The sequence below is a fragment of the Arthrobacter sp. MDT2-16 genome (assembly GCF_054510925.1).
Window position 1 is genome coordinate 274448 of record NZ_JBTNDP010000005.1, and the last position, 25295, is coordinate 299742.

Consider the following 25295-nt stretch of genomic DNA (forward strand, 5'->3'; position numbering starts at 1 on the left):
GATACCTGGATCACTGCACTACCTTCCAGCCCCGCCGTGTCAGGGACTCCGTCAATTCGTGGCGCCGTCCGGGGAGGACCGAGAGCTCCGCGAGTCCTACCTCGCGCCCGGGCGAGTGTTCGAGCCGGAAGTCCTCGACGTTGATGCCGGTCTGCCCGATCTCGGTGAGGAGCTTCGCGATCTGCCCCGGCACGTCGTCGACGAGCACGGTCAGGCGCGCGAAGGAGTTCGGCGGGGTGCCGTGCTTGCCGGGGACCCGGGCCTGCCCGGCGTTCCCCTCGGACATCAGCTGCGCCATGTCGAGGCGTGCTCCCCCGGCCGTCGGGTCCTCGAGGGTGCCGATCAGCCGGTTCAGGTCCTCGCGCACCCCGTACAGGATGTCGACGAGCCGGCCCGCGTTGGCGGAGAGGATCTGCACCCACAGGCGGGGGTCGCTCGCCGCGATGCGCGTGACGTCCCGCAATCCGTTGCCCGCGAGCGAGAGTGCATGCGCCGGTGAGTCCTGCAGCCTGCTCGCGACGAGCGAGGAGACGACCTGCGGCAGGTGGGAGATGAGGGCGACGGCCTCGTCGTGCTCCTCGACCGACATGCGCGCGGGCACGGCGCCGAGATCCACGGCGAGGGACTCCGCGCACAGGACGGCCTCGGGGGCGCTGCCGCTGTGGGCGCACAGCACCCACGGTGCGCCGCTGAACAGCTCGGCGCGCGCCGCGACGGGACCGGACTTCTCGCGGCCTGCCATGGGGTGCGTGCCGATGTACCGGGACACGTGCGCGGCCACCCCGGGGGTCGCGAGGAGCTCGCGCAGGATGGCCTCCTTCACGCTGCAGATGTCCGCGACCACGGCCTCGGGGTAGGCCAGGAGCGCTTCGGCGGCCACCCGTGCCGTGACATCGGGGGGTGTCGCGACGACGACGAGTTCCGGGACCACGCGCTCCCCCGCGTCCCGTGCCTCGGAGAGGAGCCTGCCAGCTCCGATGTCGCGGGCCACGGCCTCGGTGGACGGTGAGCTGTCGGACAGGACGACGTCGATCCCGCGGGCGCGCAGGCCCAGCCCGATACTCGCCCCCAGCAGGCCTGCCCCCACGACGAGGACGGGACCTGCGAGGTGCGTCCCCTGTTCCGTGCGCGCGACCATCGGCTAGAGGCCCACCGATGCCAGCAGGTGCCCGACCTCCTGGCGTCCGAGCACGCGGATGCTGCCCTGGCGCTGGTCCCCGATGCGGATGGGGCCCACCTGGGTGCGCACCAGGCGCTCGACCGGATGGCCGACGGCGTCGAACAGGCGCCGGACCACGCGGTTGCGTCCGGAGTGCAGCACCACCTCGACGAGGATGTGCCCGGGCGTCGAGTCGACGAGCTTGAAGGAGTCCACCTGGGCGAGGCCGTCCTCGAGCTCGATGCCCTCCTTCATCTGGGCGCCGACGCCCTGTGCCATGGGCCCGCGGACCTGCACGAGGTAGGTCTTCGGCACCTCGTAGGACGGGTGCGTGAGCCGGTTGGTCAGTTCACCGTCGTTCGTGAGCAGGAGCAGGCCCTCCGTCTCGGCGTCGAGCCGTCCCACGTGGAAGAGCCGCTCGCTCTTGTCCTTGTTCTTGAGGAAGTCGCTGATGCACCGCCGCCCCTCCGGGTCCTCCATCGTGGAGACGACGCCGCGCGGCTTGTTGAAGACGTAGTACTTCAGGTGCTCGTTGAGCTGGAGCCGGATGCCGTCCACATGGATGGCCACCTGCTCGGGGTCCACCCGGACGCCGAGTTCGGTGACGATGTTTCCGTCCACCTCCACGCGTCCGTCGAGGATCATCTCCTCGCACACGCGGCGGGAGGCGACACCGGCGAGCGCCATGATCTTCTGCAGGCGCACGCCCTCGGGGTTGTGGACGTCGATCTCGTCGGCCGGGCGGCCGGCACGCTTGGGCTTCGGTGCGCGCACCGGGCCGAGGTCCTGGCCGAACCGCTCACGCCCGAAGGCCTTGGCACCGGGCGGCTTCGGGCGTCCGCCCTGCCCGCCGGAGCGCGCTCCCGGCGCTGCACCGGGCCGGCCGGGCTTGCTGCCGGCGCGCCCGCCGGTCTTGGCACCGAACCGGCCGGCCGGTGTCCCGGCCGACGGCCGACCGGCCGCCGCGCGGGCCCGGCCGTCGGCGGACTCGCGACGGTCGCCGCCGGCGGGCGGACGCCCCTCGGACGACCGGCCGCCCTCCCGGCCGCGATCGGCGGCGGAACGCGGGGCCGCCGGACGACCGCCGCGGCGCTCACCGCGGTCGGGGAACGAGCGGCCCTCACCGGGACGACCGCCGGTGTGCTCCCCGCGCTCGGAGAAGGGCCTGCCCTCGCCGGTCCGTCCTGCGCCGCCCTGCCCGGAGCCGTTGCGGGGGGATGCGCCCCTGCCGCGGGCACCGTCGGGGCGTCCGGCCGATCCGCCGCGGCGCGGCGTGTTGCGTCCGGAACCGGATCCTGGCGGCTGTGTCATGGAGAAAATCCTTCGTGTAGGTAGTGCTCAGTACGTCGTCTCGTCATACTCCCCAAGGCTCTCGAGGCCCGGCAGGTGGGGAGCGATCCGGGGCAATTCGTCGACGCTGCCCAGCCCCAATCTTTCCAGAAAGAGCGGAGTGGTCCCATAAAGCACCGCTCCGGTCTCCGGATCGGTCTCCATCTCGACAACCAGCCCGCGCTGGAGCAGGGTACGGACCACGGAATCCACGGTGACGCCACGGATCGCGGAGACCCGGGCGCGGGATACGGGCTGGCGGTACGCGATGACCGCCAGGGTCTCGAGCGCCGCCTGCGACAGCCGGGCTGACTGGCCGTCGAGCACGAAGTCGGCGACGACGGACGCGAAGTGCTTCCGGGAGAAGATGCGCCACCCGCCGGCGATGGTCCGCAGCTCGAAACCGCGTGGCGATGGAGCGTCGGTGCTTCGGGGGCCTGGCCCAGTATAGCCGTCGTACTCGCGCTGCAGTCCCACGAGGACGGCGTGCACCTGCTCGACCGGGCGATCGAGCACTGCCGCGAGCTGACCCTCGGCGACCGGCCGGTCGGCCACCATGAGGACGGCCTCGACGGCGCCGCGCAGTCCTCCGGGCAGCTCCTCGACCGGCAGGTCCTGTCCGTCCTCCCGCACGTCGTCCGTCCCGTCCGGTTCATCCATGGTCCGCTCCTCTCCCGTGCACGAGGTCCGGGCCGTCCTCGAAGTCCTCCGCCGGCAGGTCGGCGGTCCACACGCCGTCCTTCGCGCTCCACCCCACCAGCAGCTCCGACAGCGGCGCCGCCTGCTCGAACGACACGGCCCCGTCGCGGAACAGCTCCAGCAGGGCGAGGAACCGGACCACGAGCACCATGCGCGATCCGGCGTCCTCGGTGAGCTGCCGGAAGGTCAGCGGGCCCCTGGTGCGCAGCTGGTCCTGCAGGATCTGCGCCTGGTCGCGGACACTGACGGGCGGCGCATGCAGGTGCGTGAGGCCGACCTCGGCGGGCGGCTCCTGCCGCGGGGCGAGGACCTTCGCGGCGAGCGCGGCGAAGTCCTGCGGCGAGTGCTTCCAGATCAGCTCCGGCAGCAGGCGGGTGAAGGAGGGCTCGAGGGGCACCAGGCGTGCGTGGCGGGCGTCCTCCTCCTCCAGTCGTGCCGCGAGCTGGCGGGCCATCTCCTTGAACGCCCGGTACTGCAGGAGCCGGGCGAACAGCAGGTCCCGGGCCTCGAGGAGCGCGATGTCCTCCTCGTCCTCGACGGCGCCGACGGGCAGGAGCCGGGCGGCCTTCAGGTCGAGGAGCGTGGCGGCGACGACGAGGAACTCGCTCGCCTCGTCGAGCCTCCATTCGCCCTCGGTGGCCTGGATGCGGCGGATGTGCGCGATGAACTCGTCGGTGACCTGCGCCAGCGCGATCTCCGTGATGTCGAGCTCGCGCCGGGAGATGAGGTTCAGCAGCAGGTCGAACGGGCCGCTGAAGTTGGTCAGCTGCACCTCGAACACCGTCTGGTCGGCCACCTACGGGACCCGGGCGGACCCGGAGGGTACCGGCACTAGGGTGCTCCGCCCCTGCTGATGAGCTCCTTCGCGAGACTGCGGTAGGCATCGGCGCCCGAGTGGTTCGCCGCGTAGGAGGTGATGGGCTCGGCGGCCACGGTGGCGTCCGCGAACTTGATGGTGCGCTTGATGACGGTCTCGAAGACCTTGTCCCCGAATGCCTCGACGAGGCGCGCGATCACCTCGCGGCTGTGCAGGGTCCGTGCGTCGTACATCGTGGCGAGCACGCCGTCGATCTGCAGGCGCGGGTTGAGCCGGTCCTGGACCTTCTCGATGGTCTCGACCAGGAGCGCCACCGCGCGCAGGGCGAAGAACTCGCAGATGAGCGGGATGATGACACCGTGCGCGGCCGTGAGGGCGTTCACGGTGAGGAGACCGAGGGAGGGCTGGCAGTCGATGAGGATGACGTCGTAGTCGTCCGAGACCTTGCGCAGCGCGCGGTCGAGGACCTGCTCGCGCGCCACCTCGTTGACCAGCTGCACCTCGGCCGCGGACAGGTCGATATTGGCGGGCAGCAGGTCGATGTTCTCGATCGCGGTGTGCTGGATGGCGTCCTGGATGGAGACCTTGCGGTCCATCAGCACGTTGTACACCGTCACGTCGAGCTCGTGCGGATTGGTGCCGAGGCCCGCGGAGAGCGCGCCCTGCGGGTCGAAGTCGACGAGCAGCACCTTGCGGCCGGCCTCGGCGAGCGCGGCACCGAGGTTGATGGTCGACGTCGTCTTGCCGACCCCGCCCTTCTGGTTGACCATCGCGATGACCCTGGCCGGGCCGTGCGAGTCGAGGATCCTGGGTTCAGGGAACTCCGTCACAGGGCGGCCGGTGGGGCCGAATCCCGCGTCCACTGCGCTGGGCAGAGTTGTGGAACCCTGTTCACTACTCACGTATTTCTCCACGCTTCCATCAGAATCGGTGCGGGCCGGTCGACGATCGGCAGCCGAGTGGCTTTTCTTCTAGTCAACGGTACAACGCCCGCACCGGCGGCCGCGAAGCCTGACCCCGAGCGACCCCGAGCCTTGATCCTCAACCTGAGGTCGAAGCTGCGCAGGTGATCGGACCGGTGACCGGAGGCGGCGGCGGCTCGGATGTGCTCCGGGCCGCCGCCGTCGTCGTGTGTCGGACCTGTCAGGGCCCGGCCTGCCCGCGGATCAGCGGGTGGTGGTGCCGCGCACCGCGGCCTCGGTCCTCGCCGCGGCCCCGTCCTCGACGTCGTCGCTCGAGGCGCCGTTCTCGAAGCGGTGGTCGGTGCTCATGGTGCTCTCGTCGAAGGGCAGGTGCCCCTCGAGGACCTGGTCCACGCGGGGGCGGTCGAGTTCACCCGTCCACTTGCCGATGAGCACCGTGGCGACGGCGTTCCCGGTGAAGTTCGTGAGCGCGCGGGCCTCGGACATGAAGCGGTCGATCCCCACGATCAGGCCGACGCCGTCCACGAGGTCGGGACGGTGCGACTGCAGGCCGCCCGCCAGGGTGGCGAGGCCCGCACCTGTGACGCCGGCGGCGCCCTTGGAGGCGATGATCATGAAGACCAGCAGGGAGATCTGCTCGCCGAGGGCCAGCGGCGTGCCCATGGCCTCGGCGACGAACAGCGCGGCCATGGTCAGGTAGATGGCCGTGCCGTCGAGGTTGAAGGAGTAGCCGGTTGGGACGGTGACGCCGACGACGGGCTTGGAGACGCCGAGGTGTTCCATCTTCGCGATGAGGCGCGGGAGGGCGGCCTCGGAGGAGGAGGTGCTGAAGATCAGCAGGTACTCGCGGCCCAGGTACTTCATCAGCTTGAGGATGTTCACGCCGGTGACGATCTTCAGCAGGCCGCCGAGGATGACGACGATGAAGAGGATGCAGGTGATGTAGAACGCGACCATGAGGGTCGCCATGCTGATGATCGCCTGGACGCCTGTCTCACCGACGACGGCGGCGATGGCACCGAAGGCACCGATCGGGGCCAGCCACATGATCATCACGAGGATGCGGAACACGAGCGCCTGGACGTGGCCGATCCCGCGGAGGACGGGCTTGCCGGCGTCGCCCATCTTCTGCAGTGCGAAGCCCACGAGGAGCGCCACGAAGAGGGTCTGCAGGATGCTCGGACCCGTCAGGGCGGAGAGGAGCGTGGTGGGGATGACGCCGAGGAGGAAGCCCACGGTGCCGCTCGACGCGCCTTCCTCGGGCTCGGGCAGGTCGTAGCTCGACGACGAGATGTCGAGGCCCTCACCCGGCTGGATGAGGTTGCCGACCACGAGGCCGATCGCGAGCGCGAAGGTCGACATCAGCATGAAGTAGCCGAGCGCGAGGCCTCCCACCTTGCCGACCGTCGCGGCCTTGGCGATGGAGCCGATGCCGAGGACGATGGTGCAGAAGATGATGGGGGCGATCATCATCTTGATGAGATTGATGAAGCCGGTGCCGAGCGGCTTGAGGGCCTTGGCGAATTCGGGGGCCGCGAGTCCGAGGATCGCGCCGAGGACGACGGCCACGATGACCGCGATGTAGAGGAAATGGGTCTTGTCGACCTTCTTGCGGGGTTGCGCCGGTCCACTCTCGGACCGCGACGATGCGATGGCCATGGTGATCTCCCTTGATGTCTGCCGCCCCGCGGCGCCCACGACGAAGAACGGTCTTCGTCGTGGGGGTCTTCTCGGGAGGCGTAGATTGAATTGGTCCCCTTCGATCATGACAGTCGGCGTGATAGGGGTCACAATTGAGTTCATACTGGTCGTGGACCGGCATGGCCTGCGTGCCGATCCGGCCCGGGCGGAAACCGGAAGGAGCAGGATCGCGGAGTGCGTCGATGGAGCCTCGCCCGGCAGGTCTTCCTGGCCCAGCTCGTGTTCGTCCTCGTCCTCTCGGCATCGCTGTCCGTGATCCTGTACGCCGATGCCGAGCAGGGCGTCAACGATGCCGCGGCCGAGCGGATGATGGCGGTCTCGACGGCCATCGCACTGGATCCGGCCGTCCTGGCCGCCGTCCGGGGACCGGACCCCACCGCCTCCCTCCAGCCCTACGCCGTCGAGGTGATGGACCGCCTGGGCGTGGACTTCATCACCATCATGGGCACCGACCGCACCCGGTTCACCCACCGCAACGCCGGGGAGATCGGCAAGCCGTACATCGGCTCCGTCGACGACGCCCTGGCCGGACGGACGTACACCGAGACCTACGCGGGAACGCTCGGCCCGTCGATCCGTTCGATCGTGCCGGTGGTCGACGACGACGGGACGGTGCGCGCGATGGTCGCGGCGGGTATCACCGTGGACCGCGCCGCCATCGCCCGCAACGCGCAGCTGCCCCTCGTCGCGCTCATCGCACTCGGCGCCCTGGCGCTCGGTTCGCTGGCCTCGTTCCTGCTCAGCCGGCGCCTGCGCGAGGCGACGCTGGGCATGGGGCCCGCGGAGCTCTCGCGCACCTTCGTCTTCTACGACGCCGTCCTGCACTCGGTGCGGGAGGGGCTGCTGTTGACCGATGCCGCGGGGCGCCTCGTGCTCTACAACGACCAGGCGGCACGCCTGCTGGGACTGGACGGGACGCAGGAGCCCGTGCAGGCGTCGCGCCTCGCGGTCCCGCCGTCGCTGCGCGCCCTCCTCGCCTCGGGCCGCAGCGCGCACGACGAGGTGCACCTGACCGACAGTCGCGTCCTGGTCGTCGACCAGCAACCGGCCGTCCCGCCCGCGCCTCCCGGACGCGGCGGGCATCCCCGTGCGGCCCTGGGCACGGTGACCACGCTGCGCGACCACACCGAGGTCGAGGCGCTCACCGGGCAGGTCGAGACCATGCAGACGCTGACGGATGCCCTGCGCTCGCAGACCCACGAGCACGCCAACCGCCTGCACACCATCGTCTCGCTGGTGGAGCTCGGCCGGAACTCCGAGGCGCTCGACTTCGCGACCCGCGACCTGCAGCAGTCGCAGCGACTCACCGACGAGGTGGTCCGGGCGATCGACGAGCCCTTCCTCGCGGCCCTCCTGGTGGGCAAGGCGGCCCAGGCGCACGAGCGCGGGATCGAGCTGACCACGGACATCGCCCCCGACGCGCAGGCCGGCTCGCTCGATCCCGTGGACCTCGTCACGATCATCGGCAACCTGCTGGACAACGCCTTCGACGAGGCGGCGGTGTCCGAGGAGCCGCGCGTGGCCCTCACGGTGAGGCGCGCGACCTACGACGACGGGGCACCGGTGCTGGAGGTCGTCGTCGAGGACAGCGGCAACGGGCTGCCGGACTCCGAGAAGGCGAGGATCTTCGAGTTCGGGTACAGCACGAAGGCTGCGGACGCGTCCAAGGCCGCCGGGCGCGGCCTGGGGCTGGCCCTCGTCCGGCAGGCGGTGCGGCGCTTCGGGGGATCGGTCGAGGTCACGGACACCGACGACGGCGGGGCGCTCTTCTCGGTGCGCCTCCCCCTGCCCGTGGCCGCTCCGGACGGCGCCGGGCCGGGACCAGGCGACCCCGGCCACCCTGGCGACCCCGGCCGGCCCGGAGACTCCGGCCACCTGATCGCCACCGGGCCTCCGGCCGTCCGCGCGCACGACCGTGCGGCGATGCCGCAGGGTGCACGGAACCGGGACCGGGCGTGAGCGCCATCCGCGTCCTGGTCGTCGAGGACGACCCGGTGGCGGCGGACGCCCACGCGGAGTACGTCCGGCGGCTCCCCGGCTTCGAACTCGTGGGCATCGCCCGGAGCGGGGCCGACCTCGCGGGCTTCCTGCATCCGGCCGGCGAGGAGCCGGGCCGGACCCGCATCGCCGTGGACCTCATGCTGCTGGACATGAACCTGCCGGACGCCCACGGTCTGGACATCATCCGCCGGGTGCGCGGGCTCGGCCTGCCCCTGGACATCATCGCCATCACGGCCGTGCGGGACCTGCAGGTGGTTCGGGCCGCCATCTCCTCCGGGATCGTCCAGTACCTCATCAAGCCGTTCACCTTCTCGGCGTTCAGCGAGAAGCTCGGCGCCTACCGGGAGTTCCGGCGGAACCTGGTGGAGCAGGCGTCCAGCACCACGCAGGCAGAGGTCGACTCCGCCTTCGCCTCGCTCCGCCCGGCCATGACGGCCACGCTGCCCAAGGGACTCTCGGCGGAGACGCTGCGCGCGGTGTCCCGGCTCCTGAGGGAGCTCTCCGCGCCGACGTCGGCGATCGAGGTCTCGGAGGCCCTGTCCATGTCACGGGTCACCGCGCGGCGCTACCTCGAGTACCTGGCCGACCAGCAGTCGGCCCTGCGCACGCCCCGCTACGGGACGCGGGGGCGCCCTGAGTTCGAGTACAGCTGGGCACGGACGGTGTCCGAGCGATAGGCTCCGGCGTCCTGTATACACGAGCACGCCTGATCTCCGCGTGGATGCTGATACGCCTTGTGTCCACGCCGGCCTGTGTATACATTGAGGCGATGCGCGTGCCCGCTCGGGCCGCTGACAGGGCGACGGGGAGGCACAGCATGCGGGCCGGTGATCGCGCCTACTCCCTGCTCCGTTCGGACATCGTCGAGTGGCGGCTCTCACCCGGCGACCTGCTGGCCGAGGTCGAGCAGTCGGCCCGCCTCGGCGTCTCCCGGACTCCCCTGCGCGAGGCGCTCGCCCGGCTCGTCGCCGAAGGGCTCGCCGCTCCCCATGCCGGCCGCGGCGTCGTCGTCTCCGCCATCTCCCTCGAGGCCGTCACCGACCTGTTCGAGGTCCGCCTGCCGCTCGAGTGCGCCGCCGTCCGGCGGGCGGCCTCACGGGGAGACCGGGACGTCTTCGCGGATATCGCCGGGGAGTTCGCCCGGGCCGGCCGGCTCATCGAGGACGACGACGGGGGCCAGGACGCGTACTACGCCCTCGTCGCGCGGCTGGACCAGTGCATCGACGACGCCGCCGCGAACCGCTTCCTCCTGCAGGCGCAGAAGCCGATCCGCACCCACCTCGCCAGGGTGCGGAGACTCGCACGCGACAACCCGCCGCGACTCCTGGCCTCCGCGCGCGAGCACGAGCAGATCGCCCTCGCGCTCGCCGCCGGCAACGCCGACCTCGCCGAGGCGTCCATGCGGGTGCATCTCCACCACAGCCTGCAGCACCTGCTCGCCTCGCCGCGGGACTCCGAGACGCCACGGGCGCGGCCAGGCTGACACCGCATCACCGACACCGCGCCACCGACTCCGCTCCACCGACACCGCACCACCCAGCCCCACCGAGAGGAACACCATGGTCGAACTCCATCCCGTCCGCGTCCACCGCAGCGAGGAGAACCTCCCCCGGACCGGGCAGCTCGCCTGGAAGATCGCCGAGGTCGCCACCGACCCGGTGGAGGTCGCGCCCGAGGTCACGGACATGGTGATCAACCGCATCATCGACAACGCCTCCGTGGCCGTCGCGTCGCTGACCCGGGCGCCCGTCGTCGCCGCCCGCGCCCAGGCGCTGAGCCACCCGGTGTCCGCGCACGGCGCGGGAGCGGCCGTGTTCGGGGTCGACGGCCCGGTCTCGGCGGAATGGGCTGCCTGGGCCAACGGCGTCGCGGTGCGCGAACTCGATTACCACGACACCTTCCTCGCCGCGGACTACTCGCACCCGGGTGACAACATCCCGCCCATCCTCGCCGCGGCCCAGCACACGGGCGCCTCGGGCAGGGACCTCGTGCGCGCGCTCGCCACCGGGTACGAGATCCAGGTGGACCTCGTGAAGGCCATCTGCCTCCACGAGCACAAGATCGACCACGTGGCGCATCTGGGCCCGTCCGCCGCAGCGGGCATCGGCACCCTGCTGGACCTCGATGCAGACGTCATCTTCCATGCCGTCGGTCAGGCGCTGCACACGACCACGGCGACCCGCCAGTCGCGCAAGGGAGAGATCTCGACGTGGAAGGCGCACGCGCCGGCCTTCGCCGGCAAGATGGCGGTGGAGGCGGTGGACCGGGCGATGCGCGGGCAGACCTCGCCCACGCCCATCTACGAGGGCGAGGACGGCGTGATCGCCTGGCTCCTCGACGGACCGGATGCCTCCTACGAGGTGCCCCTTCCCGCGCAGGGCGAACCCAAGCGCGCCATCCTCGACACCTACACGAAGGAGCATTCCGCCGAGTACCAGGCACAGGCCTGGATCGACCTCGCGCGACGGCTCCACGGCGCCCACCCGGAGGTGACGGACCCCGGGAACGTCGCCTCCGTGGTCATCTCCACCTCGCACCACACGCACTTCGTGATCGGCTCCGGCGCCAACGACCCGCAGAAGTACGACCCCACCGCGTCGCGGGAGACCCTCGACCACTCCATCCCGTACATCTTCACCGTGGCACTGCAGGACGGCCGCTGGCACCACGAGGACTCCTACGCACCGGCCCGTGCCGCGCGCCCGGACACGGTGGCGCTGTGGCGTAAGGTCACCACGCTCGAGGACCCGGAGTGGACCCGGCGCTACCACTCCCTGGACATCGCGGAGAAGGCGTTCGGCGGGAGGGTCGAGATCACCCTCACGGACGGCAGGGTCATCACCGACGAGATCGCGGTCGCGGACGCGCACCCGCTCGGCGCCCGGCCGTTCGCCCGCGCGGATTACGTCGCCAAGCTGCGCATGCTGGCAGCAGGCATCGTGGAGGACGCGGAGCTCGATCGCTTCCTCGCCGCCGTCGAGCAGCTGCCGGACCTGCCCGCCGGGTCCCTCGGCCGGCTGAACATCGTGGCCCGTCCCGGCCTCCTCGACGCGGCCGGCGCGCCGCAGGGACTCCTGTAGGGGGGCCGCCGTGCTGTACTCGAGCATCACCCCCGAGCAGAAGCGCCGCGCCTTCAGGGACGGGCTCGCCTCCGGACGGATCCAGCAGTTCCCCGGAGCGTTCAACCCCCTGTCGGCCCGTCTCATCGGCGACAAGGGCTTCGACGGCGTCTACATCTCCGGCGCCGTGATCGCGGCCGATCTCGGCCTCCCGGACATCGGCCTGACGACCCTCACGGAGGTCGCGCACCGCGCGGGGCAGATCGCCCGCATGACGGACCTGCCGTGCATCGTCGACGCCGACACGGGCTTCGGCGAGCCGATGAACGTGGCCCGCAGCGTGCAGGAACTCGAGAACGCCGGTCTCGCCGGGTGCCACATCGAGGACCAGTTCAACCCGAAGCGGTGCGGCCACCTCGACGGGAAGAACGTCGTCGACCTCGACACGGCCGTGAAGCGTGTCCGCGCTGCGGCCGACGCCCGTCGCGATCCGAACTTCCTCGTCATGGCGCGCACGGACATCCGTGGGACCGACACCCTCGAGGCGACCCAGGAGCGGTCCCACGCGCTCGTCGGGGCGGGCGCGGACGCCATCTTCCCCGAGGCCCTGCGCAGCCTGGCGGAGTTCCAGGCCATCCGCGACGCCGTGGACGTGCCGATCCTGGCCAACATGACGGAGTTCGGCAAGAGCGAGCTGTTCACCGCCGAGCAGCTGCAGGAGGTGGGCGTCACCATGGTGATCTACCCGGTCACGCTGCTGCGCAGTGCAATGGGCGCCGCCGAGCGTACGCTGGACTCGATCAGGGCCCACGGCACGCAGGACGCCGCCGTGGACCAGATGCAGACGCGCAGCCGGCTGTACGAACTGGTGGACTACGAGGGGTACAACCGCTTCGACTCCTCGGTGTTCAACTTCGAGGTGCCGCGCGGCCACCGGGCGGGCGCACCCGGATCCGAGAGACCGAATGGGGAGAAGGAGCAGTCGTGACAGAACCGGAGATCCACAAGGGGCTCGCGGGGGTCGTGGTGGACACCACCGCGATCTCGAAGGTCAACCCCGACACCAACTCGCTGCTGTACCGGGGCTATCCGGTGCAGGAGCTCGCCGGCCACCGCGACTTCGAGGACGTCGCCTACCTGCTGTGGAACGGCGACCTGCCCGACGCCGGCGAGCGAGCGTCCTTCGACGCGTTCGAACGCGCGCACCGGAGCCTGCCGGAGAACGTCGTCGCGGCGATCGACCTCCTGCCCCTGACAGCGCATCCCATGGACGTCGCACGGACCGCGGTGTCGGTCCTCGGCGCGAGCCACCCGCGCGCGGGCGACAACACACCGGAGGCGGACAGGGAGAAGGCTGCCGCGCTCTTCGCCGTGTTCCCCGCCGTCGTCGCCTACGACCAGCGGCGCCGTCGCGGCCAGGCGCGCGTGGAGCCCCGCGAGGACCTCGGCTACTCGGCGAACTTCCTGTGGATGACCTTCGGCGAGGAGGCCCCCGCGGAGGTGGTCCACGCGTTCGACGTGTCGATGGTCCTCTATGCGGAGCACTCCTTCAACGCCTCCACCTTCACCGCGCGCGTGATCGCCTCGACGCTCTCGGACCTGCACTCGGCCGTCACCGGTGCCATCGGCGCGCTCAAGGGAGCACTGCACGGCGGCGCGAACGAGGCCGTGATGCACACGTTCGAGGAGATCGGTATCCGCCAGGACGAGAGCCACGAGGACGCCGCCGTCCGCGCGAAGGCGTGGATGCAGGACGCCCTCGCCGCGAAGAAGAAGGTCATGGGCTTCGGCCACCGCGTGTACAAGCACGGTGACTCCCGGGTCCCCACCATGAAGTCCGCGCTGGACGCCATGATCGAGTACTACGGGCGCGACGAGATCCTCGGCCTGTACTCCGGACTCGAGACCGCGATGGACGAGGCGAAGGGCATCAAACCCAACCTCGACTACCCCGCCGGACCCACCTACCACCTCATGGGCTTCGATACCGAGATGTTCACGCCGCTGTTCATCGCCGCCCGCATCACGGGCTGGACGGCTCACATCATGGAGCAGGCGGCGTCGAACTCGCTCATCCGGCCCCTGAGCCTCTACGACGGACCCGACGAGCGGCACGTGGGCTGACCGAGCCCTTCCGGCCCTCGGCGGACGGGCGGTCAGCGCAGGACGGCGCTCGCCACGCCTTCGTTGTCGGTGTCCATCACGATGGCGGCATCGACCCTGCGCCCCTCGAGGAGGAGCGGGATCCAGTGCGGGCCGTCCTGCCACATGCTGTGCCACGGGATGGCGTCCACGGGGTACCAGCGGGGCTCGATCTCCTCGCTCGGCACCGGCGTGGCCGTCCCGGCATCGGCCGTGAAGAGGAAGGCCGCCATGTTCCAGGCCGGCCGCGCCGGGAACGACCACGCGATGCGGCCGGCCTCGCGCACCGCCGAGGGATCCAGTGCGATGCCGCTCTCCTCGGCGACCTCGCGGACGACCGCCTCCAGGGCCGACTCGCGTCCATCGATCTTCCCTCCGAGTGCCACCACGCGACCGGCGCCGAATCCGGTGCGCTTCAGTCCGAGGAGAACCTCCCTCGGCGCGCTGCAGTCGTGCGGAGCGCCGGTCCGGGCATCCTCGTGAGCGTCACCGGGACGGAACAGGAAGCACAGGGCCACGCAGCGGTAGGCCACGCCGTCCACGGTGAGCCACTCGCCCGGCCGTTCCGGTTCGGCGTGCACTCCCCCGTCGGTGCCGAGCCCCGCGAGGCCGGGTCCTGGGCGCCCCGGCTCAGGCATGGGCCCGCGGGTGGGCCGCCGCGTAGATCTCGCGCAGGGTGTCGGCCGTGACGAGGGTGTAGACCTGCGTGGTCGTGACCGAGGCGTGCCCGAGGAGTTCCTGCACCACGCGGACATCCGCGCCGCCCTCGAGCAGGTGGGTGGCGAAGGAATGGCGGAGGGTGTGCGGGGAGACGTCCCGCTGCACCTGCGCACGTTCCGTGGCGGTCTTCAGGATGGTCCAGGCGCTCTGGCGGCTCAGGCGTCCGCCGCGTGCGTTGAGGAACAGGGCGGGGCTGCCCTTGCCCTTCGCCGCCAGGGCAGGGCGTCCCTGGACGAGGTAGGCGTCGACGGCCCGGGCGGCGTACGAGCCCACGGGCACCAGTCGCTCCTTCGAGCCCTTGCCCGTCAGGCGCACCACTGCGGGACCGTCCAGGGCGTCGCTCACGGAGACGTCGTCGACGTCGAGCCCCACGGCCTCGCTGATCCTCGCGCCCGTGGAGTACAGGAACTCGAGCAGCGCGCGATCGCGTTGCCCCGACGGCGTGCCGGTGTCGACCGATTCGAGGATGCGCACCACGTCGGCGACCGGGATGGCCTTCGGGAGCCGCTGCCCGGTGATCGGGGGGTGCACGTCCCGGGCGGGGTCGCCCTCGGTGATCCCCTCGAGCGCCCAGAACCGGTGGAGGCCGCGGACCGCGACGACCGTGCGGGCTGCCGATCGGGGACTGAGCGGGGAGAAGCCGTCGTCCCCGGAGGCGACGGCCTGCGCGAAGGCCGACACGTCGTGCCGTGTGATCGTCGGGGGATCCTGGACGCCCCGCGCGGCGAGGAACGCCTCGTAGCGCCTGAGATCGCGCCGGTAGGCGGCCAGCGTGTTGGCCGACAACCCGCGCTCCACGGACATGTGCTGCAGGTAGTCCCGGACGAGGACGGACAGCGGGCCGTCCCCGTCGGCGGGTGCCGGTGCCGGCACGGGACTCAGCCCTCGAGCACGGCGCCGCGCGGCCATGTGGGGTGCTGGCTCGGGTGCTCGGGCCAGGGCGTCATGGCGGGGCGCAGATCGACGAAATCGTTCTCGCGCGCCACGCGGGCGGCGAGGATGGCCGCCGTGGCCGACGGGTTGTGGATGCGCCCCGCGAGGACGGCGTCCACGGCGGCGTCGAGATCCACCCACATGAGCTCGATCTCCGCCTCCTCGTGCGTGCGGGTGTGGCGGTCCGCCTCGGGGACGTCTCCGATGCCGCGCGCCAGGTAGACGCGCAGGGCCTCCGAGGAGGAGCCCGGGGACAGGAAGAGGTCCACGAGGACGTGCCACTGTCGCGCGGTGAGGTCGGCCTCCTCCGCGAGCTCGCGGGCGGCGGCGTCCACGAAGTCCTCGCCGTCCTCGTCGAGGAGCCCGGCCGGGATCTCCCAGAGCGCCATGCGGACCGGGTGGCGGTACTGGCGCAGCAGGAGGATCCGGCCGTCGTCGTCCAGCACCAGCACGGCGACCGCGCCGGGATGCCGGATGAAGTCCCGGGTGATGGTCTCGCCGTCCCGGGTCAGGGTGAACTGCTCGCTGACGACGTCCCACACACGCCCCTCGTAGACCGTCGTGGTCCCCACGAGCCGGCGCGGGCTCTGCTCGTCACCGAACGTGGCGGTCTGCGATCCGGGCTGCCCCACGATCAGACCTTCGCGCCGCGGCGTTCCAGGGCCGCCTTGACGAGTCCGGCGAACAGCGGGTGCGGCCGTGTGGGGCGCGAGCTCAGCTCGGGGTGGGCCTGCGTGGCGACGTAGTAGGGGTGCACGTCCTTCGGCAGCTCGGCGAACTCGACGAGCTTGCCGTCCGTGGTCGTCCCGGAGAACACGAGGCCCGCGTCGGCGATCTGCTCGCGGAACTCGTTGTTGACCTCGTAGCGGTGGCGGTGGCGTTCGAAGACCGTGGTCCTGCCGTAGGTCCCCGCGATCACGGAGCCCTCCTGGAGCTTCGCCTCCCAGCGGCCCAGGCGCATCGTACCGCCCATGTCGCCGTCGCCGGCCACGATGTGGAGCTGCTCGGCCATGGTGGCGATGACCGGGTACTCGGTGTCCGGCTCGAACTCGCTCGAGGACGCGCCCTCGAGGCCCACGACGTTCCGGGCGTACTCGATGACCATGCACTGGAGCCCCAGGCACAGCCCGAGCGTCGGGATCCCGTTCTCGCGGGTGTAGGTCAGCGCCCCGAGCTTGCCCTCGAGGCCCCGGATGCCGAAACCGCCGGGGATGCAGACGGCGTCGACGCCCTCGAGAGCCTTCTTCGCACCCTCCGGTGTCTGGCACTCGTCGGACGGGACCCACTTGATCGTGACCTTGGCCTTGTTCGCGAACCCGCCGGCGCGCAGCGCCTCGGTCACCGACAGGTACGCGTCGGGGAGGTCGATGTACTTGCCGACCAGCGCGACCTCGAGGTGGTGCTTGGGATTGTGGACGGCTTCGAGCAGCTTGTTCCACTTGGTCCAGTTGACGTCCTTGAACTTCAGGTCGAGCGCCTGCACGATGTACGCGTCGAGGCCCTGGGCATGGAGGGTCTTGGGGATGTCGTAGATGCTCGGTGCATCGGCCGCGTTCACGACGGCGTCGATGTCCACGTCGCACATGCGGCCGATCTTCTCGCGCATGGCGGCGGGTACCTCGCGGTCCGACCGGATAACGATGGCGTCGGGCTGGATACCGATGGAGCGCAGCATGGCCACGGAGTGCTGCGTGGGCTTGGTCTTCAGCTCCTGCGAGGGACCGATGTACGGCACCAGTGACACGTGGAGGAAGAAGACGTTGTTCCGGCCCACGTCCTGGCGGACCTGGCGGGCCGATTCGAGGAAGGGCTGCGACTCGATGTCACCGACCGTGCCGCCGATCTCGGTGATGATGACGTCGGGTGCCTTCCTGCCGGGAGCGGCCTCGGCAGGCAGGCGCATGCGGCGCTTGATCTCGTCGGTGATGTGCGGGATGACCTGCACGGTGTCACCGAGGTACTCGCCCCGGCGTTCCTTGGCGATGACGGTCGAGTACACCTGACCGGTCGTGACGTTCGCCGACCCGTCGAGGTTCTCGTCGAGGAACCGCTCGTAGTGGCCGATGTCGAGGTCCGTCTCGGCGCCGTCGTCGGTCACGAAGACCTCGCCGTGCTGGAACGGGTTCATCGTGCCGGGATCCACGTTGAGATAGGGATCGAGCTTCTGCATGGTCACGGAGAGGCCGCGCGCCCTCAGGAGGTGACCCAGGCTGGATGCCGTCAGTCCCTTGCCGAGTGAGGAGGCCACGCCGCCAGTCACGAAGATGTGCTTGGTCGTTGCGGATTTCAGGAACCGGGAGTTTATTTGCTGCGCCACGGAGTTCAAGCCTATCACCGAGCAGTTGTACGGGCGGCATCGGCGAGGAGCTCCTCGGCGTGGGCACGCGCCGACGCCGAGTCCTCCTGGCCGGCGAGCATGCGCGCGAGTTCGCGCACGCGTTCGTCGTCGGGCAGTACCTCCACGTCGCTGGCGGTCACGCCTCCCCCTTCGCCGTCCCGGGAGACGTTCTTCGTCACGCGGATGTGGCGGGCGGCGAAGGCGGCCACCTGGGGCAGATGGGTCACCACGATGACCTGGACGTGTTCGGCGAGCATCGCGAGTCGGCGTCCGATCTCGACGGCGGCCTTGCCGCCCACGCCCGCGTCGACCTCGTCGAAGACGAAGGTCGGAACGGGGTCGACGGCCGCGAGGACGACCTCGATGGCCAGCATCACGCGCGACAGCTCACCGCCCGAGGCCCCCTTGCCCAGGGCGCGCGGGGCCGAGCCGGGATGCGGTTGCAGGTTGAACGTGATGTCGTCGGCCCCGTGGACGGTCAGCGCTTCGGCCGGCGTCACCTCGATCAGCAGCTGGGCGTCCGGCATCGCGAGGGCCGTGAGTTCGTCGCTGACCTTCGCCGCGAGGCTTTCCGCCGCCTCCCGCCGCAGCGAGGACACCGTATCGGCGAGCTCGTGGACCTGCCGGTCGAGCTCGACGATGACATCGTCGAGCTCCTCCACCCGGGACGAGTCGCCGCTGAGCTCGAGCAGTCGCTTCACGGCGTCCTCCTGCCAGGCCAGCACCTCGTCGATCGTGGGCGCGTACTTCCGGACCAGCACCGAGAGCGCCGCGCGGCGCGACTCGACCTCCTCGAGCCTGCCCGCACCCTCGCCGTCCAGGGCCGTCCCATAACCGGCGAGTTCCGCGGAGATGTCCGCGAGGAGGTAGCCCACCTCGGCGAGCCGCTCTGTCAGCCTGCCGAGGTCGGCGTCGTGCCCGCTGACCGCCTCGAGCTGGCGTCTGGCCTCGTCGACCAGCGACACGGCGTCGGCACTCGCGCCGATGTCCTCGGACACAAGCGCCTGGTGGGCCACGAGGGCCGCCGTGCGCAGCTCCTCGAGATTCCCGAGGCGCATGGACTCAGCCTTCAGCGCGGCGTCCTCCCCCGGCTGCGGCTCGAGGTCGCCGATCTCGGTCAGGGCCGCTTCCAGGCTCTCGGCCTCCCGCAGGCGCTCGCGTGCCTCGCTCCTCAGGCGGTCGCGTTCGGCGAGGGCATCGCGCCACCTCCGGAACGCGTCCCCGTAGGCCTGCAGGGCGTCCTCGAGGGTGGTCCCGCCGAACTTGTCGAGGGCCTGCCGCTGCGCGGGCGCACCCTTGAGCCGCAGCTGGTCGGATTGCCCGTGGACGACGACGAGCTCGTCGCCCAGCTCGGCGAGGACGCCGACGGGGGCGGCCCGGCCGCCGACGTACGCCCGGCTGCGGCCCTCGCTCGTGACGGTGCGGGCGAGGATCAGCTCGGCGACGCCGTCGTACTCCTCCAGGGCGGCCCCTGCCTCGGCGGCCCTCATGGCGGCGGGGCTGCGCGGATCGAGGCGCAGCACGGCCTCCGCCGAGGCCGACTTGGCGTTGAGCCGCACCGCGCCGGCGTCGGACCGCGCACCCCGCAGCAGGCCCAGCGCGGTGATGACCATGGTCTTGCCCGCGCCGGTCTCACCGGTCACCACCGTCAGCCCCGGACCCAGGCTGAGGGTCGCGTCGGTGATGACGCCGAGGTCGCGGATACGCATCTCCTCGATCATTGGGCTGATCCGTCCTGGTGTCTCACGGGGCCGCGCCAGCCCTGGATGGGGAGTTCGAACTTGTGCACGAGCCGCTCCGAGAACGGTGTCTGCCGGGTACGGGCGAGCCGCACGGGCCGCTCCGAGCGGCGCACCTCGACGCGGGCGCCAGGGGGCAGGTCGATGCTGCGCCGCCCGTCGCACCAGAGGACGCCTGCGGCGTCGGTGCGGGTGAGGAGCTCGACCGCGAGGACCGAGGTGGGCGCGACCACGAGCGGCTTCGCGAAGAGGGCGTGGGCACTGATGGGCACCATGAGCAGCGCCGCGACCTCCGGCCAGACGATGGGTCCGCCGGCGGAGAAGGCGTAGGCGGTGGAGCCGGTCGGGGTGGCCATGACCACGCCGTCGCACCCGAAGGAGCTGACGGGGAGGCCGTCCACCTCCATGACCACCTCGATCATGCGCTCACGGTCGGCCTTCTCGACGGCCACCTCGTTGAGCGCCCAGCTGCGTCCGAGCAGCGTGCCGCCGTGCCAGACCTCGACCTCGATGGTGGTCCGCTCCTCCACGGTGTAGCTGCGGTCCGCCACCCATCGCACCGTCTCCGCGAGGTCGGCCCGCTCGCTCTCGGCGAGGAATCCCACGTGCCCGAGGTTGACGCCCAGGAGCGGGATGTCGGCCTCCCGGACGAGTTCGGCGGCGCGCAGGATGGTGCCGTCACCGCCGAGGACCATCACGAGCTCCACGTCGCCGAAGTCGACGCCGTCGCCGAGCGCTTCGGCCGGAGCGGCGAGGGCTCCGTACTCGGCCTGGGTGTCGGCGAGTTCCTCGGGTCGCATGACCGGCTGGAGCCCCAGGTCGTTGAGGCGTGTGCACGCTTCCTGCGCCGCGACTATCGCGTTCCTGCGGCCGGTATGGGCGAGCACCAGGATTCGTCTACTCATCAAGCTCCGTCTGATCTATGGGTCGAGCCGTGCCGGGCGGTGGGAAGAGCGCATTCAGTGCCTGGTCGGTCAGCCGGTCCAGCTCCCCCTCGATCCTAGGCATCAATCCCGCCGGCGGCACCTTTGTCCACACGAAGTACTCGAGATTGCCGTCCTGTCCGGGCAGCTGGCTCTGCGCGAGTCCCGCGACCTCGGATCCGCATTCCAGGGCACTGCGCACCACCCCGGCCACGGCGCGGCGCCTGGCGTCACCGGAGGTGACGATGCCGAGCCGGTTGAGCCCGCTGCGGCCGACCTCGAACTGGGGTTTCACCATCAGGAGGAGGTCCCCGCCGTTCCCGGTGGCGCCGGTCAGTGCGGGCATGACGAGCCGAAGCGAGATGAAGGAGAGGTCGGCGACGGTGAGGTCCGCCCGGCCGCCGATGTCCGCAGGGTCCAGGTGGCGGACGTTCATCCCCTCGAAGACGTGCACGCGGGGGTCGTCGCGGAGTTGCTGGACGAGCTGACCGTGCCCGACGTCGACGGCGGCGACCTCGCGCGCGCCACGCCTCAGCAGGACGTCGGTGAAACCTCCGGTCGAGGCACCGGCGTCGAGGCACCGTTTGCCCGAGGGGTCCACCGCAGGGAAGGCGCGCAGTGCGCCGTCGAGCTTGGTGCCGGCACGACTGACGTAGTCCTCGCCGCGGTCCTCGACCAGCAGGGTGTCGGCCGGGAGGATCGGCGCGGAGGGTTTGCGCGCCACGACGCCCTCGCGGTACACGCGTCCCGCGCTGATCAGTTGTGCGGCGTGGGACCGTGACCGCGCGAGGCCGCGCGCCACGAGCTCCTGGTCAAGGCGAGCCATCGGCTCCTGCCCGGCGGAGCTGCTGCTCCGGGTTGAGCTGCCCGCTCAGGCGGTCGTGGACGTCGAGGAACACCGCGGCGTGCTCCGCCACGGGAAGGTCGGCCAGGACGTCGAGCTGGGCCAGGACCCGGCCGACCTGCGCGTCGCCCGGGTCGGCGTCGGACCCGGGGCCGAGTGCCTCCTGCGTGCCTCGGTCTGGCTCCTGGCCCGTCCCGCGGGGCGTATCCCGGGTTGCCTCGTGGGCCTCCTGCGCCGTCCGCTCCTGCCCGGGCCCGGTCATCGCCGTGCTCCCGGCCGGGCGGCACTCGTGAACTCGACGGACGGCGCGGCGCCCGGCACCGTGTGCGGGTGCGCGGACCACCAGGCGGCGCACGCCGCGCGCCAGCTGTCGACGTCGTCCTCGCGACCGCTGACGTGCACCGTCGAGGCCTCGACCCGGGCCACCGCTGCGCCGCAGGTGAAGGCATCGTCGTCGGCCGTGATCGCCGGGTATTCCTCGTAGAGCTCGGCGAGTGACGCGAGCAGGTAGTCCGGACGCTCCCCGACGTCCGCGGCGAGGGCCGTGCGGACGGTGTCCACCCCTGTCAGGACCAGGGCGGTCGCCATGCCTGCGCGGTTGCCACCGAGGATGTCCGTGTCGAGCCGGTCCCCCACCACGAGGGCGCGCGCGACGCCGGAGTGGCGTGCCGCGGTCTCGAACAGGGCAGCTCCGGGCTTGCCCGCGATCGACGGCGACTTCCCGGTGGCCGCGGCGACGGCCGCGACGAGCGTCCCGTTGCCCGGTGCGATGCCCCGCTCCTGCGGGATGGACATGTCCGTGTTCGTGGCCACCCAAATGGCGCCGGCGGCGACGGCGTAAGCGGCCTCCGCCAGGTCCTTCCAACCCAACGCGGGCGAGAACCCCTGGATGACGGCGTCGGGCCGGTCCTGCGCCGAGGCGACGACCACGAGGCCCTGCGCACGGACCGCGTCCGCGAGGGTCTCGCTGCCCACGACGAGCACCGAGGATCCACCGGCCACCTGGCCGGCGAGCAGCTCGGCGCCGGCCAGGGCGGAGCCGAACACCTGGTGCGCGGTGGCGGGCGCACCGAGTTCCCGCAGATGGGCGGCGACCTCCTCCGAGGATCGCGATGCATTGTTGGTCACGTAGGCCAGACTCTTGTCCTCGTCCGCCAGTCGCTGCAGGGCGTCCGTCGCCCCGGCGATCGCCCGGGGACCGGCGTAGACCACGCCGTCGAGGTCTGCGAGCACGCCGTCGAAGCCGTCGATCAGGCGCTCAGTCATCGACGACGTCCTCCTGACTCGCCTTGGCCCTGCTGGGGCGCTTGCGCTTCGGCGCCGTCGCCTCGTCCGGGAGCGCCCCGCTGTCAGGCGCTGCGCCGGCCTGGTCCTCCGAACCCGATCCGGTCGGCTCGCCCGACTCCTCGCCTCGCCCCACCTCATCGGTCGCAGGGAGATCGGCTGTACCCGAGCCGTCCATGCTGAACAGCATCTCCGTCTGAAGGGCCTCGACCGGCGCCGACGTCTCACCGGCGGGCACTGCGTCCACGGGGACTGCTACGGGCTCATCGGTGGCCGTGGGCGTCTCGGAGTCCGTTGCGTCGGCCGTGTCCGCGTCGGAGAACGTCATGTCGAGCGTCCCGGCAGCAGGTCGATCCTCACCCTGAGCGTCCAGATCGGCTTCGAGATCCAGGGACATGTCCCCCACCGGGTTCGGCTTCGGGCCCCCCGCTGGGTCAGATCCTGCGACCACGGCGATCTCGCCTGGGGCGTCGCTTGCATCGATGTCGATCGCACCCTCGCCGGTGTCCGTGTCATCCGCACCGTCGCCGGCGTCGTCAGCAGCTGTCGGCGCACCCTCGGCATCACCAGTCGTCACGCCGTTCCCGGGCTGAGCCTGCCCGTCCGTCGGGACTTCGACGGTGACCTCGGTCGCGTCGTCGTCGGCCGGACCGGTGGGCGCGTCCGGGGTGTTCGTACCGAGGACTTCCGAGACCTTCGGTACGGGCAGCGGGGCCGGGTCGTCGTCCTCACCCAGATCGATGATGTCGGGTTCCAGATCGTCATCGAGCCCGAGCGCTTTCTCCGCCACCCCGGCCTGGCGGCGCCACGTGTCGGACTCGCTCGAGCGACCGGCGGCATCGAGTGCGTCGGCATAGGCGCGGAACAGGCGCGGGCTGAAGGAGAAGGCACGGTGCAGGTCGAGCTGCGGGATCTCCAGCGCGGCCACTGCGGCATCGAGCTGGCCCAGATCGGCTCGCGCACCGGACACCACCATCGCGAGTTCGGCCTTACCCGCCGTATCGAGTGACTCGGCTTCCTCACTGCGCGCGAGATCCAGGGCGCGGTCAGGGCGACCCAGGCCCCGCTCGCAATCTGCCATCACGGGAAGGTGCACATTGGATCCGCTGATCCGGCGGAACGTCCTGAACTCCCGGAGCGCTTCCCCGTAGTGGCCGGCCGCGTAGGCCGTCAGGCCGACGGCCTCGCGGACCGCCGCCAGTCGTCCGCCGCGCCGACTCGCGGCAAGGGCATGCTGGAACGCCAGCTCGGGGTCGATGTCGATCAGTCGACCCGCCATCACGAGGTGCTTCGCCACCCAGAGAGCGCTGCGCTCCTCGAGGTTGCGAACCTGCGCGCGGGTCACCCGGTCGAGCTCGTCCCCCTTGACGTCCTCGTCGATCTCGGGTGAACGTTCGCGATCGGGTCGGTTCGCACTCCGCAGGTCCCGCGCATTGTGTGTCCGCGGCGCTTCAGGCGTGCCACCTCCCGAGCGGTTCCCCCGTCGATCGTCGTTCCGGCGTTCGACGCTGGGACCACGGTCCTGGCGATCCGCAGGACGGCGGAAGGATGTGCTGCGGTCGGACGACCGACGCTGATCGCCCTGACCGTCCGCCGACGACCGGGACTGCCAGGGACGCTCGCGGCCCTCACCGGACCTGGTGCCCGGCGCGCCGCCTCTTCCTGCAGGGCGGGACTGCCGGTCGGCGGCCGATCCGGAGGCCGGTGCGCCACGGGAGGCTGAACCGCGCAGCTGCGCCCCTCTGCCGTCCTCGGTGCCAGCCTGCGGACGGTCCGAGGAACGCGGCGCCGGCCGGCCGGACTTCTGTCCCGTGCGATCGCCCCAGCGTTGACCGGAAGCCTGACGGTCCTGGCCCGGCCGTCCGTCGCGGGAGTAGCCCGGGCGCTCCCGCTGCTTGTCCTGGCCGTCGCGACCGTAGCTACCACCGGCGCGGTCGGCACCGCGCACCTCCGACTGGCCTTTCCATGCGGGCCTGCCGCCTGAGGAGGGTCCGCCGCTGCTCGAACCGCGGAAACCACCCTCGGTGCGGGCGCCACGGCGATCACCTCCGGCCGCCGACCGCTGCCCTCCTGCGCCCTCGTCCGAGCGACTTCCGCGGTAGGGCCGGTCCGTTCCCGCCTCGTTGCGGTCCTTGGAGCGGTTGTCACTTCCGCGGGATGCCGGTGGCCGGGACCCTTGGCCGCCAGACTTCGAGCCCCACGAGTGGCGACGCTCCGTCTGTCCGGACCCTCCCTGACCTCGGTCCGACGCGCCTCCCGACTGGCGGGGGTCCCCGTCTCGTCCAGTGGTGTGCTCCTGCTCAGCCATGGCAGCGCGGTCCTCTCATCAGGTGCCGGCACATCTCGCCGACTCGTCTCTATTCTGCTGTGGGTGCTACTGATCTATGGAACCACGAAGCATCGCGCCCCACTTCATCGTGATGGCGTGTACTGCCCGATGTGATCCATGCCTCCATAACCAGTCCGAAGACCGGCGCGGCGCCACGCCCGATGTGCCCGATGTGGCTGTGAGGTGCGGGTGGGGTGGGTGTGCCTGTGTGCCGGCACCGTGCCTGTGCCTGTGGGGGTGTGTGGGGTTTGGTGGTTAACGGGGAAGAGGCCCCACCGTGGTGGGGCCTCTTGCCTGTAATGGTTGTCCGGCGGTGTCCTACTCTCCCACACTCTCTCGGGTGCAGTACCATCGG

Annotated in this window: 22 protein-coding genes; 6 read left to right on the forward strand and 16 right to left on the reverse strand. The window is 71.1% G+C overall.

The features are described 5' to 3' along the window. Positions 1-10: 10 nt before the first annotated feature. The 6 genes from ACX80N_RS11300 to ACX80N_RS11325 form a co-directional block, all read right to left on the reverse strand. Positions 11-1138: a prephenate dehydrogenase gene (locus ACX80N_RS11300; RefSeq protein WP_459339459.1), complete on the reverse strand. Its 1128-nt coding sequence runs from the start codon at positions 1136-1138 to the stop codon at positions 11-13. A gap of 3 nt (positions 1139-1141) precedes the next feature. Beyond that, positions 1142-2470 (reverse strand): pseudouridine synthase, encoded by a 1329-nt coding sequence (locus ACX80N_RS11305; RefSeq protein WP_459339460.1) that lies wholly within the window; start codon positions 2468-2470, stop codon positions 1142-1144. A gap of 27 nt (positions 2471-2497) precedes the next feature. Further along, positions 2498-3148 carry an SMC-Scp complex subunit ScpB gene (gene scpB, locus ACX80N_RS11310; RefSeq protein ID WP_105030087.1) on the reverse strand — a complete coding sequence of 217 codons (651 nt, stop codon included), beginning with the start codon at positions 3146-3148 and terminating at the stop codon, positions 2498-2500. Beyond that, entirely contained in the window at positions 3141-3983 is an 843-nt protein-coding gene (locus ACX80N_RS11315; RefSeq protein WP_459339461.1) for a segregation and condensation protein A, read from the reverse strand. Before ACX80N_RS11315 ends, scpB begins: the two co-directional genes overlap by 8 nt. A gap of 35 nt (positions 3984-4018) precedes the next feature. Then, complete coding sequence (locus ACX80N_RS11320; protein WP_105030089.1) at positions 4019-4906, reverse strand: ParA family protein; 888 nt, start codon at positions 4904-4906, stop codon at positions 4019-4021. A gap of 264 nt (positions 4907-5170) precedes the next feature. Next, positions 5171-6586, reverse strand: coding sequence for a cation:dicarboxylate symporter family transporter (locus ACX80N_RS11325; protein WP_459339462.1), 1416 nt, complete (start codon positions 6584-6586; stop codon positions 5171-5173). Between the two features lie 216 nt (positions 6587-6802). Here ACX80N_RS11325 and ACX80N_RS11330 point away from each other — a divergent pair, with 216 nt between their 5' ends. The 6 genes from ACX80N_RS11330 (at position 6803) to ACX80N_RS11355 (ending at position 13812) form a co-directional block, all read left to right on the forward strand. Then, positions 6803-8587 carry a sensor histidine kinase gene (locus ACX80N_RS11330; RefSeq protein ID WP_459339463.1) on the forward strand — a complete coding sequence of 595 codons (1785 nt, stop codon included), beginning with the start codon at positions 6803-6805 and terminating at the stop codon, positions 8585-8587. Next, a complete protein-coding gene (locus ACX80N_RS11335) occupies positions 8584-9306 on the forward strand; it encodes a response regulator (protein WP_459339464.1) in 723 nt (240 codons plus the stop codon). Before ACX80N_RS11330 ends, ACX80N_RS11335 begins: the two co-directional genes overlap by 4 nt. A gap of 140 nt (positions 9307-9446) precedes the next feature. Next, positions 9447-10112 (forward strand): GntR family transcriptional regulator, encoded by a 666-nt coding sequence (locus ACX80N_RS11340; protein ID WP_459339486.1) that lies wholly within the window; start codon positions 9447-9449, stop codon positions 10110-10112. Positions 10113-10188: 76 nt separating this feature from the next. Further along, positions 10189-11709, forward strand: a complete 1521-nt coding sequence (locus ACX80N_RS11345; protein WP_105030081.1) for an MmgE/PrpD family protein — start codon at positions 10189-10191, stop codon at positions 11707-11709. A gap of 10 nt (positions 11710-11719) precedes the next feature. Next, positions 11720-12676, forward strand: coding sequence for a methylisocitrate lyase (gene prpB, locus ACX80N_RS11350; protein WP_459339465.1), 957 nt, complete (start codon positions 11720-11722; stop codon positions 12674-12676). Then, positions 12673-13812 (forward strand): bifunctional 2-methylcitrate synthase/citrate synthase, encoded by a 1140-nt coding sequence (locus tag ACX80N_RS11355; protein WP_459339466.1) that lies wholly within the window; start codon positions 12673-12675, stop codon positions 13810-13812. Before prpB ends, ACX80N_RS11355 begins: the two co-directional genes overlap by 4 nt. 32 nt (positions 13813-13844) lie before the next feature. Here the strand turns inward: ACX80N_RS11355 and ACX80N_RS11360 are convergent, their stop codons facing one another. Genes ACX80N_RS11360 through ACX80N_RS11405 form a run of 10 tightly spaced genes read right to left on the reverse strand, consistent with a single transcriptional unit; the run spans position 13845 to position 23956 of the window. Beyond that, positions 13845-14468 (reverse strand): 8-oxo-dGTP diphosphatase, encoded by a 624-nt coding sequence (locus ACX80N_RS11360; RefSeq protein ID WP_459339467.1) that lies wholly within the window; start codon positions 14466-14468, stop codon positions 13845-13847. Beyond that, positions 14461-15459: a site-specific tyrosine recombinase XerD gene (xerD, locus tag ACX80N_RS11365; protein WP_459339468.1), complete on the reverse strand. Its 999-nt coding sequence runs from the start codon at positions 15457-15459 to the stop codon at positions 14461-14463. The genes ACX80N_RS11360 and xerD overlap by 8 nt, the downstream gene beginning before the upstream one ends. Further along, complete coding sequence (locus tag ACX80N_RS11370; RefSeq protein WP_459339469.1) at positions 15429-16115, reverse strand: NUDIX domain-containing protein; 687 nt, start codon at positions 16113-16115, stop codon at positions 15429-15431. The genes xerD and ACX80N_RS11370 overlap by 31 nt, the downstream gene beginning before the upstream one ends. 2 nt (positions 16116-16117) lie before the next feature. Further along, positions 16118-17818 (reverse strand): CTP synthase, encoded by a 1701-nt coding sequence (locus tag ACX80N_RS11375; RefSeq protein ID WP_459339470.1) that lies wholly within the window; start codon positions 17816-17818, stop codon positions 16118-16120. Next, positions 17815-19542 (reverse strand): DNA repair protein RecN, encoded by a 1728-nt coding sequence (gene recN, locus ACX80N_RS11380; RefSeq protein ID WP_459339471.1) that lies wholly within the window; start codon positions 19540-19542, stop codon positions 17815-17817. The genes ACX80N_RS11375 and recN overlap by 4 nt, the downstream gene beginning before the upstream one ends. Continuing rightward, positions 19539-20465, reverse strand: coding sequence for an NAD kinase (locus ACX80N_RS11385; RefSeq protein ID WP_459339472.1), 927 nt, complete (start codon positions 20463-20465; stop codon positions 19539-19541). Before ACX80N_RS11385 ends, recN begins: the two co-directional genes overlap by 4 nt. Continuing rightward, positions 20458-21309 (reverse strand): TlyA family RNA methyltransferase, encoded by an 852-nt coding sequence (locus tag ACX80N_RS11390; protein WP_459339473.1) that lies wholly within the window; start codon positions 21307-21309, stop codon positions 20458-20460. Before ACX80N_RS11390 ends, ACX80N_RS11385 begins: the two co-directional genes overlap by 8 nt. Next, positions 21296-21589 carry a hypothetical protein gene (locus ACX80N_RS11395; RefSeq protein ID WP_105030071.1) on the reverse strand — a complete coding sequence of 98 codons (294 nt, stop codon included), beginning with the start codon at positions 21587-21589 and terminating at the stop codon, positions 21296-21298. The genes ACX80N_RS11390 and ACX80N_RS11395 overlap by 14 nt, the downstream gene beginning before the upstream one ends. Beyond that, complete coding sequence (locus tag ACX80N_RS11400; protein WP_459339474.1) at positions 21586-22593, reverse strand: HAD-IIA family hydrolase; 1008 nt, start codon at positions 22591-22593, stop codon at positions 21586-21588. The genes ACX80N_RS11395 and ACX80N_RS11400 overlap by 4 nt, the downstream gene beginning before the upstream one ends. Then, on the reverse strand, positions 22586-23956 hold the full coding sequence (locus ACX80N_RS11405) for a hypothetical protein (RefSeq protein WP_459339475.1): 1371 nt from the start codon (positions 23954-23956) through the stop codon (positions 22586-22588). The genes ACX80N_RS11400 and ACX80N_RS11405 overlap by 8 nt, the downstream gene beginning before the upstream one ends. Positions 23957-25295 lie beyond the last annotated feature (1339 nt).

What these genes read in the sequence shown, in the direction of transcription:
- ACX80N_RS11300 (WP_459339459.1), bottom strand. Translation starts at nt 1,138, where the DNA reads ATGGTCGCGCGCACGGAACAGGGGACGCACCTCGCAGGTCCCGTCCTC.
- ACX80N_RS11305 (WP_459339460.1), bottom strand. Translation starts at nt 2,470, where the DNA reads ATGACACAGCCGCCAGGATCCGGTTCCGGACGCAACACGCCGCGCCGC.
- scpB (WP_105030087.1), bottom strand. Translation starts at nt 3,148, where the DNA reads ATGGATGAACCGGACGGGACGGACGACGTGCGGGAGGACGGACAGGAC.
- ACX80N_RS11325 (WP_459339462.1), bottom strand. Translation starts at nt 6,586, where the DNA reads ATGGCCATCGCATCGTCGCGGTCCGAGAGTGGACCGGCGCAACCCCGC.
- ACX80N_RS11340 (WP_459339486.1), top strand. Translation starts at nt 9,447, where the DNA reads ATGCGGGCCGGTGATCGCGCCTACTCCCTGCTCCGTTCGGACATCGTC.
- ACX80N_RS11345 (WP_105030081.1), top strand. Translation starts at nt 10,189, where the DNA reads ATGGTCGAACTCCATCCCGTCCGCGTCCACCGCAGCGAGGAGAACCTC.
- ACX80N_RS11360 (WP_459339467.1), bottom strand. Translation starts at nt 14,468, where the DNA reads ATGCCTGAGCCGGGGCGCCCAGGACCCGGCCTCGCGGGGCTCGGCACC.
- xerD (WP_459339468.1), bottom strand. Translation starts at nt 15,459, where the DNA reads ATGGCCGCGCGGCGCCGTGCTCGAGGGCTGAGTCCCGTGCCGGCACCG.
- recN (WP_459339471.1), bottom strand. Translation starts at nt 19,542, where the DNA reads ATGATCGAGGAGATGCGTATCCGCGACCTCGGCGTCATCACCGACGCG.
- ACX80N_RS11385 (WP_459339472.1), bottom strand. Translation starts at nt 20,465, where the DNA reads ATGAGTAGACGAATCCTGGTGCTCGCCCATACCGGCCGCAGGAACGCG.
- ACX80N_RS11390 (WP_459339473.1), bottom strand. Translation starts at nt 21,309, where the DNA reads ATGGCTCGCCTTGACCAGGAGCTCGTGGCGCGCGGCCTCGCGCGGTCA.
- ACX80N_RS11395 (WP_105030071.1), bottom strand. Translation starts at nt 21,589, where the DNA reads ATGACCGGGCCCGGGCAGGAGCGGACGGCGCAGGAGGCCCACGAGGCA.
- ACX80N_RS11400 (WP_459339474.1), bottom strand. Translation starts at nt 22,593, where the DNA reads ATGACTGAGCGCCTGATCGACGGCTTCGACGGCGTGCTCGCAGACCTC.